6 protein-coding genes are annotated in these 11,057 nt (G+C 66.5%); all 6 read right to left on the reverse strand.

The genetic code is table 11. From position 1 onward, the window contains the following. Positions 1-369 precede the first annotated feature (369 nt). Positions 370-1,464 carry a tyrosine-type recombinase/integrase gene (locus J7E94_RS35355; RefSeq protein WP_215013467.1) on the reverse strand — a complete coding sequence of 365 codons (1,095 nt, stop codon included), beginning with the start codon at positions 1,462-1,464 and terminating at the stop codon, positions 370-372. Continuing rightward, a complete protein-coding gene (locus tag J7E94_RS07555; RefSeq protein WP_215013469.1) occupies positions 1,461-1,937 on the reverse strand; it encodes a hypothetical protein in 477 nt (158 codons plus the stop codon). The genes J7E94_RS35355 and J7E94_RS07555 overlap by 4 nt, the downstream gene beginning before the upstream one ends. Continuing rightward, on the reverse strand, positions 1,934-2,095 hold the full coding sequence (locus J7E94_RS07560) for a hypothetical protein (protein WP_215013471.1): 162 nt from the start codon (positions 2,093-2,095) through the stop codon (positions 1,934-1,936). The genes J7E94_RS07555 and J7E94_RS07560 overlap by 4 nt, the downstream gene beginning before the upstream one ends. A 267-nt stretch (positions 2,096-2,362) precedes the next feature. Beyond that, on the reverse strand, positions 2,363-2,527 hold the full coding sequence (locus J7E94_RS07565) for a winged helix-turn-helix domain-containing protein (RefSeq protein ID WP_308344682.1): 165 nt from the start codon (positions 2,525-2,527) through the stop codon (positions 2,363-2,365). 674 nt (positions 2,528-3,201) lie between these two features. Further along, entirely contained in the window at positions 3,202-3,618 is a 417-nt protein-coding gene (locus tag J7E94_RS07570; RefSeq protein WP_215013473.1) for an SUKH-3 domain-containing protein, read from the reverse strand. A 13-nt stretch (positions 3,619-3,631) separates the two neighbouring features. Beyond that, the gene (locus J7E94_RS07575; RefSeq protein WP_215013475.1) at positions 3,632-10,861 is read right to left on the reverse strand and encodes an RHS repeat-associated core domain-containing protein; all 7,230 of its coding nucleotides are present in this window, start codon (positions 10,859-10,861) and stop codon (positions 3,632-3,634) included. Between the last annotated feature and the right edge of the window lie 196 nt (positions 10,862-11,057).

Consider the following 11,057-nt stretch of genomic DNA (forward strand, 5'->3'; position numbering starts at 1 on the left):
GGTGGTCTTGTCGTGGTAACCGACAGCGTCCACGACGACGGGGGCGGGTAGCTCAAGAAGTTGCTGTCGGATGGCGGCGCCGCGAGCGGCGGCGACCGGGACGCCGATCTCGCCCAGGAGCGCGGACAGGTGGTCGGGGCGGGCAGGCTGGCCGGCCCGGCAACCGGGGAAGAGCCATCGGGATGCCTGGTCAAGGAAGCGGCCGATGACCCGCGCCCTCTGGTCGCTGTGAGGCTGGACGGCGCCAGCTCCCCGCTCGTATGCGTCTGCCTCGTGTTCGCCGACCTGTTGGCGCCGCTCCTGCCGGCAGCGGCCTGCCCCCGTGGTCCCGCTGTTCCCGCGGAGGGGGAGCAGACGGGCGGGCGGCGGTCACAGGCCGATGCCCTGGCTGGCGGTTTCCTCCCATCGGGCGCCCTTGCGTACGTACTCCCAGAAGACGGCGCTGGAAGGACTGTGGCCCGACTGGCGGCGCAGCTGGTCGGGGCGTTTGCCGTTGCGGGCGCCGGTGGTGATGAAGCCGGAGCGCATGGAGTGCCCGGTGACCTTCACCTCGAGGCCGGCGCGGCGGCCGCTGCGGGTGATGGCCAGGCGGCAGCCGTCGGGGGAGAGCCGGCCCGTGCCGAGGTGGCCCCAGCGGTCGACGGCGCGGAAGGCGGGGCCGCTGTCGCCGAGTCCGGCCGCCTCGGCGGCGCCTTTCCAGGCGAGCCAGTTCAGGACGGGGCAGGAGTCGGGGTGCGCGCCCCAGGCGATCTCGACGTCGCGGGCGGGGCGCCCCTTGACCGAGGGGACGTGCACCTCCAGGCCCTCCTCGACGAGCACGATGTCGGCCAGGGTGAGGGCGCTGACCTCCTCGGCGCGGCCGGCGATCCCGAACGCCAGCGTGACCAGCGCGCGGTCGCGGTAGACGGCCAGGTCGGGAAGGCCCTCCGTAGGGCCTGCGCTGTTCATCGCCCGCAGCTGCGCCGGGCTCGCCGGGGCGGCCTGGCCGCGGCCGCGGGCCCGGCGCAGGCGGTCGTTCTTCAGCGGCTTGAGCGCGGTGCGGGCGGCGAGGGTGGCCTCCTTGGGCACCTCGACGCCATAGGGCGGGCGCCGCGCGGTGGTGGTGACGCCGGTGATGCGGCGGTCGATGCTGTTGGGCGCCGCCTCCTTCACCTCGTCCAGCCACGCCACGAACGCCACCAGAGTGCCCCTGTCGACGGCCGTCACCGGCAGCGGGACACCGGTGCGCTCGGCAAGCCAGCCGTGGAACTCCTCCCACAGCGCCCAGTCCCGGGCATACCCGACCCTGGTCTTGCGCGGCCGAACCGCGTCCAAATGCTCCTGCGCACCCCGGTCGAGAGCGTGGAGTACGGCGGCCACAGCAGGGTCGTACGCCGTGACGCCGGATCCGGCGGCCTGCTGTGGAACGGTCTCGACGAGCTCCGCGTCGATGACGCCTCGGGTGTGCACGATTTCGCTCGTCATGGCCGCTCCGCCCGTAGGGCAATGGCGAGTTCGGCGCAGGTACGGTCGTAATATGTCTCCCGGGCGGCGTCCCTGAAGTCCACCATGCGCCACCGCACTTCGTCGTATCCCTCACTTCCCTGCCACGGGCGGACAAGGGCGCAGAGGTCGTCCCAGGACTGATGGATCACGTCACGACGCCGTTCTTCCGCAGCGCGCAGCTGCTCCTCGGTCCACACGGGGGGCGACAGCGTGGCGGGGCGGATCGGGTGGGGCTTCCGGGTGGGACGAAGGATCTCCGTGTCGAGGCGCAGCACCAGCGTGGCCAGCGCCTCAGCGAGTGCCTCCGCGATGCGGTGCTGCTCCGATCCGGCGTCATGCGTGGACAGGAGTGCGTCCAGGCGCGGCATCACGAACTCGTAGACCGCCCAGGCGTCGTCCGCGGTGATGTCCGTGGCATAGCGCGGAGCGCTCTCGAGGCGGCCGCCCGTCACCGGGTGGCCTCACGACGCTGCTGTTCGTCGCTTCCCCGGGCAGCGCCCGCTGCACGAGCGACCCTCACTTTGAGGAACGCCTCGAGGCGCTCGACATCGGCGGCCGTGATGTCCTTCGCGTGCACCAGGGCGTGATCGGCAACAGGGTCGGTGCTCATGACTCGGTCGTGGCCTCCGGATCGGGCGGCCGGCCGTGACCATCCGTCACACCGGGGCATCACCTCGGATATGGCATCTTATCCGAGGTGATGAGGCGTTGGAGTCATCTTCGGCCGGCGCCCTGCCCGGTAGGTGTCGGCCATAGTCAGGGGTCCACATCCAGCACAGGTGGGAACCCAGGAAGCTCCGCTTGGACCGTTCTCCGCCGTACACCTGCTCTCCATCGGCGGGCCGCCGCTTCACCGCGCCTGATCCCGGCCCGAAAGTTACCCGTGCCCACTGATCCGTCCGCCACCGGGCAAGGGCCGTTCGTCCCGCTCGACCGCCCGATGAGCGGGGACCTGCGGGGACCAGCCCAGCCGGTGCACCAGATACGACACCCCACGCGGGGTGTACCAGTAGCCGAACAAGCGGTGGATCAACTCCGCCACGCGCGCCTGGGCCCACCGCTGGTCCTCGCTCCAGCTGTGCGGTCACCGGGCCAGTCGGAGGGTTGGGTGCCGCTGGGGTTGCCGTACGGGTCGGTTTTGCGCGGGCTATCGCCTGGCCTTGCGCCTGATCGACGCTGGCCGGGGCGGTGTTGTAGGTGGTCAGTTACCGGATGCCCGGACAACCCGTGAGGGTCCTTTTCACGGCCATCAGACGCGCCGGCGGCACACCACCGGCCGGGGACCGAGGCGAGTAGTCATGGAGCCGTCACCCAAAGACCCCCCTCCCGAGGGATGGGCTGTTCGCTGCCCTCACTGAGGGTCGGCCGACACGAGGTACCCGCCGACCCTCGTAGAGCCGTCGGGTCCGAATTAGCCCCCCCTTGGAGCGCCACAATCATCACTCCATCCCGAAGGATGGCGACATCATCCGTGACTCCAGCCTCGTCTTGAACGTGACTGATGGAGAACATTTTCCGGAAAACACGAATCGGTCGTCACCAGTACCCGGTGACGACCGATTCGTCGATTGTGGTGCATCGCAGAAATCTTCCGGCCAGCGAAGCCAGGCCCGTTCGGAGTAGATCCGCCCAGGCGCTTGCCCGGACCGACGGAGTCCTACCAGCCACTCCGCGAGCGACGTCAAATCACACGAATCTCGCTCGCACTACGAGCCCTTAGCTGATTCTTTCTGGATTCAGCCCAAGCAGGAGCCGCTCGAACGCTTCTGGCACCTTACCGAAGCTGGCTACCCACGTTTCAATGAGATAGACCGTACCAGCCTCGTCAATACCAAGAAAGAATCGACCCGAATCAAGGTGACCGACAGGGAAGAAGGGAATGCCAAGTTCCTCACCCCATTCAATGAATCGATCCTCCTCTCCGTCGCACAAGTCTGGATCAAGTTCGAACGGCTCGCGCGCGCGCTCGATACCTGGACCCGAAAAGACGAACTTAAGCCCACCAAATTCCGCCAGAAACTCCCGTGCAGCATCGTGCGCCCGGAGCCCTACAGATTCGAATCGTGAAGTCCATCCCGTGGTCCCCACCGACCTTCCCGGAAACCAACCCGACGCATAGAGCTCCTCCTCCACATCACTCGAAAATCTAGTCATCCAACCCTCCGGCAGTCGTGAAGTCCAGATCGAACCCGTCTTCAAAGGCAACACAACTATCACACGGGCCGACCCGACTGCCATGCTTCGGATGGGTTAGCTGATTTCGCACCCTGACAGCAGCCACTCGCGCTCCCGTCGGGTCATGCCCATCTGTCAGCGCCTCCGAGAGGCAGATAGCCAAACCACACATACCATGTGCGCTTCCCCGCTCAAGGTCAGGCACAGCATCGAGCATCTCATGGATGAAGGGATGGAGTTCAGGCGCCTCTCCGGTTTTATTCGGACTGCTGTACATCCTGCCATTGGGCAGCTCCAGCGCCTCCGCTACGGAAGGGCGGCTTCTTGAAGAGAAGCTCTTATTGTTCGTCGTAGCAACCGCCTCACCACGTGCTACATCAAGGACCTTTCCATCCTCCCTGGGGCTGTCCTTGAATCCGCCTGCCGAACTGTCTGGCTCAGCAGACTTGGGCGTGCCCGTACCGGGCGCACTCGGCGTCGCCTCGTCAGGGGTGGCGTGGGGGGCTGCTTTGGCCGGGGGAGGTTCCGGATGGTCGCTCTTGAGGAGGTTCTTGGCTGCGTCGAAGGCTTCGCGGATGCCGCCGGCTGCTCTGACGAGTCGGTATCCCTTGACGAGACCCATGCCAAGGCCGATGCCGTCGACGAAGGCGGAGGCGACGAGGCCTCCTATATATCCTCCAATGTAGGCGGGAGAGGATTGGTCGACACCGAAGAGCTCGGCGGTAGGCGCGCTACCCCACAGATTGGGTACGCGGTCTTCGTCGGCCGGCCCCTCGTAGCCCGTCCATCCATTCCAGGTTTCGTTGTCACCGTTGTAGACATCGGTGAGCTTGTTGAGCGCCCACCCGCCGGGGTTAAGCAGAGGGCCAAAAAAGTCGCCGCTGAATCCACCGAAGACGGCGTCGAGTATGCCGGACAGGCCTGCGCCGATGTCGCTCCAGCTCAAGAGCCCGGACGGGTCGCTCATGTTGACCGGGTCGTTGCTGGCGTAGGCGTAGCCCCCCATCTGGTTGGGGTCGCCGGCTTCGAAGATGGGGTCAACTGTCAGAAACCGTCCTAGGGCCGCGTCGTAGTGGCGGGCGCCAAGGAGGTTGAGGCCGCTGGTGGTGTCGACGGGTTGGCCGAGGTAGCCGCGGTTGTCGGCCCACTTGGGCGGTGCGGTGCCGCGGGGTGCGCCGTAGGGGTCGAAGGCGCGACGTGTGACGGTGAGCGTCGTGGCATCGATCTGGAGCTGAGAAGTGTTCTGGCGCGTCGTGGGCTGGTAGGTGACCGTCCCGTTGGACGAGCGGGTGATGCGAGTGCCGTCGGGGTTGGTGAAGTGACGCAGGCCGCTGACGGTGTTCGTCGACTTGGTGAGGGCCAGCTGCTCTGCGCCGGAGAACAGGTACAGGACATCGCTGTCGGGCGATCGCTGAAGGAGCAGAGCACCGTCGGCGTCGTACAAGTAGTCCGCGGTCTGGGTACCGCCACCGGGCTTGGATGTAGTAACGCTCTGGGTGCGGCCCTGGGCGTTGTAGGTGAAGGTCTGGGTCGTCGCCGCCGCGGCGCCGACCTTGGTGTCGCGGCTGGTGGTATTGCCGGCCGGGTCGTAGTGCGGGGTGAGGCTGGTTGTCCCGTCCGGTCCCGTGGTGGTGATGGATGTGGCGGTGTTGGGCTGGGCGGCGGGAGTCGTGCCGTTGCCCGGGTAGACGCTGTTCTGGGTGACGTTCTTGAGCGCGTTGCCGCCGGTGTCGTGCTTGACCTGCTGCGTACGGTCACCCAGCCGGTTGTACGTGAAGGACTGCCAGTACGGGCTGGGGCCACCGATCGTCGACGGGGACGGCTTGCGGGTGTTGCATCGGGAGAGCTGCCCGGCTGTCGCTGCGGCAAGGCCCTTCGTGTCCGTCCAGGCTTGGGCCAGGCGGTTCTGTCCGTCGTAGAGGAAGCACTGGGTGTCGGTGCCAGTGACCGTGCCGCCGCTGGACTGAACGGTGCTCGCGCCAGTGAGGTTGCCTGCCTCGTCGTAGGCGTACGTGGTGGCGTCGATCGGGGAGGTGCTGGTCGTCTGCAGACTGGTTGTCGCGGTGGCCAGTCTGCCGGTCGCCTCGTCATATGTCTGCGCTGTACGCAGCTGCTTGCCATAGACACCGTAGGTGGACTGGATGATCTGGCCGAGCGGGGTGTAAATGGCCTTGTTCAGATATGGCGTGGTTGCGGTTCCGGTCTGCGTCAGCTGGCCTTGCAGGTTGTAGCCGTAGCCGATGGTTTCGGCTGGGAGACCGCCATCAGCTCCATAGGTGGTAGAGGCCAGGAGGCCGACCTCGGGGGTGTATTGAGCGGTTGCCTTGTAAGTGCCGGCGAGCTTGCCTTCCTCTGCCGGGATGATCGTCGTCGTTCCGGTGGCCTGGTAGGCGGTCGTATAGCCGTTGATCTTCTTGGTGTAGGCACGGCCGTTCGATCCGCCGACGAACCGCGTGGAGGAAGTGGGGTAGCCCTTGGCGAGGGTGTCGTACGTCCACTCCGCAAGCTTCTTGCTCTGGTCGGTGGTGCTCGTGCCCTCGTACTCTCCGGACTTACGCCCCAGGTTGTCGTAGGTGTAGGAGAGACTCTTGCCCAGGGAGTCCGTGACAAGGGTCTGGCGGCCGAACAGGTCGTAGGCGTAGGTGCTGAGCCCGGTGTCGGGGTCGGTTTGCGAGGTCTTCTGGCCCAGCAGGTCGTATGCGTACGTCCACTTGTTGCCGACCGTGTCGCTGACGGAATCAACGTCGCCGGCGGGGGTGTAGGTGTAAGTGGTCGTCGTATCCGCCGCGGTGGCCTTGCCAGCTGTGCCGGAGGTCCAGATGCTGGTGCCCGCTGCGTTGTACATCTGCAGGGTGGCGTCGGCCTTGACCATGGCGTAGGCACCCGTCGAACCCGCCGTGCCGCTGCCCGAGGACCACAGGACCGTCCCCGTCGTGCTGATGACGGCCAGGCTGCCGTCCGCCCGCACGCTGCCGGTTGCGCCGGGGTTGCCTGCAGTGCCGGAGGCCCAGAGCACCTTGTTGTTGGCGATTCCGGTCAGGACGAGGTTGCCGTCTGCCTGCATGTTCAGCTGCACGCTGCGGGAGGCGACGCTGGTCCCGGAGAGGATCGCGGTGCCTGCGGTCAGCTTCTGGTCCGCAGTGGTGTCCCGGGTCTGGCTTGACGTCGTCTGGCCGAGCGCGTTGGTGTACGTCGTGGTGGCCTGGCCACCCTTGGGCGGCTGCGTGGAGGTCTTGTCCGCGCCGGAGTAGGTAGTGGTCGACTGCCAGAGTTGGGCGCCCTTCGACCACTGCTGGGTGGCCGTGACCCGGCCCAGGCCGTCGTAGACCTGCCTGGTCTGGGACGGGACGGTGGTCTCCGTCTCGACCCACATGGTGGTGCCGGGGTCGGTCGTCGGGTCGGCGTAAGCGGCGATGCTGGAGACGGTCCAGCCGTGGCTGTCGTACGACGTCGAGGCGATCAGGCGACCCGCGGAGTTGTTCGCGGTCGTCGTCTGCTGCTGGCGGACCTGGAGCATGCCGTCGTAGATGGTGACGGACTTGCCGTAGCTCCCGTCCTCACGGAGAGTCTCGGTGGTCACCGTAGGCGGATTGGGGCTGTCGCCCGCAGTATTCACGGCGTACGTGAACTTACGGTCCGGTGACTGTGTGCCCTTGTCCCGGCCCGGAGTCCACACCTGGGTGCGTCGACCGAGCGCGTCATACGTGCTCTCGGTGACGCGGTTGTTGGCGTCGACGGTCCGCTTGTTCAGACCGCGGGTGGGTGCCAGGTCGGAGGTGGAGGTCCAGCCGAACGGCTGGGGATAGGTCGTGGTGACCTTTGTGGGCAGCGTGTCCGTGGCGGGTGAGTACGTCGTGGTGGTGGCGTTCGACAATGCGTCGAGCTGCTTGGTGACACGGCCGTAGCCGTCATAGGTGAGGGCGCCGTTGGTCTGGAAGACCGGCTTGCCGGCTCCGTCGTACTTGGTGGCGACTTGGACGGCGGTCGTGTAGCCGCGGGAGTGCGTTTTGCCGTCAGAGGCCCATTCCTGTCCCAGCTTGCCGTAGGTGCCGGGGCTGCTGACGGAGCCGTCCCCGTCGTAGAAGAAACGCTTGTGGCTCAGCGTCGTGCTGGGGCCGGGAGTGGTCGTGCAGGGGCCGGCTACTGCGATGGTCTCGCTCGGGTAGCTGAGCATCATCGGGTTGTCCGAGGGCGCGGACGCGTAGCTGGCAGTGGTGCAGTTCTCCTGGGCCGGCTGGTCTACATCACCCTTCTCGTTGATCTGGTAGGGACGGCCGAGGCTGTCATACGTGGTGACGTTCTTCGTCGTGCGCCACTTGCCGGTGGACAGCAGGTTCGACGAGCGGTTGGTGACCTCGTTGACCCTCCGCGCTGTCAGATCCGGAAGGGTGGAGAGCTTTGCCGGTGCCGGTTCCTTCGACGTCCACGCCGTGCGCGAGCTGCTTGTCGTCACCGTGGAGGAAAGCGGACCGTTGAGGGTCTTGGAAGTGACCGTTCCGTCGGCCTTGGTGTTGACCTGGGTCTCCAGCAAGGAGCCTGCCAGCCAGCTCTCGTCCGGCGTGGACTCCCCCAGGGAGTTCGCTACGGAGACCGAACGCTTGGTGCCGTCCGCCTTGTAGTCGCCGTCCATGCCCTGTAGGTACGTCGACATCGTCTGCGTGACGGGATCGGGCGCCGCACCGGATGTCGTGGTGACCGTGCGGTATCCCCGGAAGCTGTTCCAAGTCCGGTACTGGTCGTCGGTGAGCTCCGAGTCGTCACGGTGCCAGGCCGCGCCGCCGCCGTATGCGGTCTTGGTGACCTTGGCGGGGGAGCCCGCCTTGGTGAGGTCGCTGTTCACGACCTCGGTGACCAGAGTCTTGACGAACCAGTCTTCTACGGGTGTGGCTGCGCCCGACGGGTACCAGTAGGCCGGGTAGCAGGCCATGGTGTTGGTGTCTGCCGAGACCGGCATAGTGCCCTTGACTCGCGAGCATTCCGGGTCCTGGTACTTGACGGAGACGGACTCTCCCATCTCCGTCCGGATGCTTGAGATCCGGGGGTGGTACAGCGGTGGCGCCCCAGGGGTGAGCCCGTCGACGCGGTTGTCCATCTCGATGCCGGTGAACGTCACCGGTTCCAGGGAGATCGCCCCGGTACCCCCTGCGGTCGTGTCCAGGCCGGTGTGCTGGATGGAGGACAGCCACATGATGGACTGGAGGAGTCCGGCGTTCTTCGGGTCGACGGTCTTGCCGGTGACGGGGTCGATGACTCCGCCCGCGTCGGAGAAGACGTGAGTGAGGGTGTACCGGTCGACATCCTGCCAGCGTGTATCGACCTTGACCTGGGTGGTGATGTCCTTGAGGCGGTACGTGGACCAGAACGTGGGTGAGCCGGCCTTGCAGACGTCGTCGCCCTCGCCCTTTGTCTTATAGGTGGACGGGCAGTTGATGTCGTACGGAACGTCCGGCCAGTTGCTCGCCGTGTCCGACTTCAGGTTGTCGGGCTTACAGACGGCATCGGACGTCGTGCACCGCTGCCTGGTGTCGAAGTTGATCCGCGCTGCCGGATCCTTGCCAGCGGCAGCGTCTGCGAGCTTGTAGCCGTATGAGATGCGCGTGAGGTAGCCCGAGCGGGTGTACTGGGTCAGGGTGCCGCCTTCACCGTCCTTGGCGACCTGGCCGTACCCCATGTTGTAGTAGTTCGTCTCGGTGGCGTAGTCGTACCGCTGGACGTTGCCGCTCGGGTCCACGACGAAGTCGAGGTTGAATCGGTAGCCGAGCTGCTTGTCACACTGGGACGCGTCGCCCTTGGCCGAGCTGTAGCAGGGGTCGCCGGACTTCGGGTGGTAGACCGGGATGCCCCAGGCGCTGTTGGTCGCGGCGTCAGAAGGTGTACCAGGGGTGTGATTGAGACCCAGGTAGTAGGCGGTGCCGTCCGTCGTCGTGACCTTGAAGTGCTCTCCCTCCCACAGCCCGTTCGTTGCGCCGGTCAAGCGCTCGATCTTCGTGCCGTCGTCGGATTCCAGGTGGTAGACACCGTCACTGGCCCGCACCAGCTGCCCGGTATGTGCGCCAAGCGACAGAGTGGCATTGAAGCCGGCCCAGCACTGGTCACCCGAGTCTTCTATCCCGGCCTGCTTGCACGGCTTGTACGAGCGCTCGATGAAGCCCGGTGAGTAGCCCCAGCCGTCACCGATCCACGAGGACTGTGAGTTGCGCGCTGAGGTCTTGCCGTCGATGGACTGCGAGTCGTAGCCGAGGGCCACCGACGGCCCCTTGCCGCCGAGCGACGGCGGGACCGCGATCGGATAGCTGTAGGTGAAAGAGCCGGAGGCCGATTGGGTCCACGACCCCGAGGTGGACAGCGAGGTCGCCGCGTAGTCGCCCTGCGAGCCGCCCGTGTCCGACACCGCCGCGACGGCGGTCGACTGGGTCGCCGCCGCCGCAGTCATCAGCGGGGTCGTCGAACCAGACAGGACCGCGTCCTTGAACCGGGGTGTGCTGTTGGGCATGTCGACGTTGGCGGTGAGCCGCTGGGACGTCGGGTCGTTGACCGTCTGCAAGGGGGTCTGAACCCGGCAGGCGGCAACCGACGGGGTGGTGAGTGCACAGCCGGGCATGGACACGAGGTGCAGGCGGGATGCCCACCCGCCGCCATAGGCGTTCGCCAGCGTGCTGTAGTCGAGGCCTACGGACAGCCGGCCTCCGGTGGCTTTCCCGTCGGAAGACGCCACACCGACGAGCAGGCCGTTGACATTGGCCGATGCAGCCTGCTGCCGACTCGCCGTCTGTACCCGGACCGTGGCCGGCCCATCGGCTGCAGGGGCGTTCTGTGCGCCGACGGTGGACCGTGACGAGCCCGGTGGCGCGGCAGGCGTGGCCGCCGCTATCCATACCGGCGATTTCCCGGCCCGGACCGGCGTGACCGGCGCCAGGGCAGCACTGTCTGAGAGGAGCGCGGCACCGGATGCCGCCTTGGCGGTCTGACCAACCGTGACTGTTGCCGTGCTCGCCGTCGGCCACTTGGGAGCCTTGGGGACGTGGGCACGCAGCTCACGCGCCCCCTGTGGCGTACGCGGGGCGGGTGGCTTGGCAGAGCCCTTGGCCGGATGCCCCTTCACCACAGGCATATCCGGCAGTGCGCCATCCGCCCAGGATTTGCCCGTGTACTTGTACCCGACCATCACGTCGGCATTGGCCAACGGCACGACGAGCGACATTGCTGCCGTCATCACCGTGACGAGCAGGGCCCGACGTCTCCAACCCCTAACAGGCATACCGACGGATCTGCGCATTGATGAACGCACCTTGACAGTCCCCACCCCAAGTGCGCGGCCCGGTGAGGGCCGAAAAGAAACGGCCTGTGACCAGCGCCGCTAGATCAACGGAACCGTATTGCCACAACAGTGCGAACCG

Source organism: Streptomyces sp. ISL-94 (genome assembly GCF_018614075.1).
In the GTDB taxonomy this organism is placed as follows: domain Bacteria; phylum Actinomycetota; class Actinomycetes; order Streptomycetales; family Streptomycetaceae; genus Streptomyces.

What these genes read in the sequence shown, in the direction of transcription:
- J7E94_RS07560 (WP_215013471.1), bottom strand. Translation starts at nt 2,095, where the DNA reads ATGAGCACCGACCCTGTTGCCGATCACGCCCTGGTGCACGCGAAGGAC.
- J7E94_RS07575 (WP_215013475.1), bottom strand. Translation starts at nt 10,861, where the DNA reads ATGTCGCTCGTCGTGCCGTTGGCCAATGCCGACGTGATGGTCGGGTAC.
- J7E94_RS35355 (WP_215013467.1), bottom strand. Translation starts at nt 1,464, where the DNA reads ATGACGAGCGAAATCGTGCACACCCGAGGCGTCATCGACGCGGAGCTC.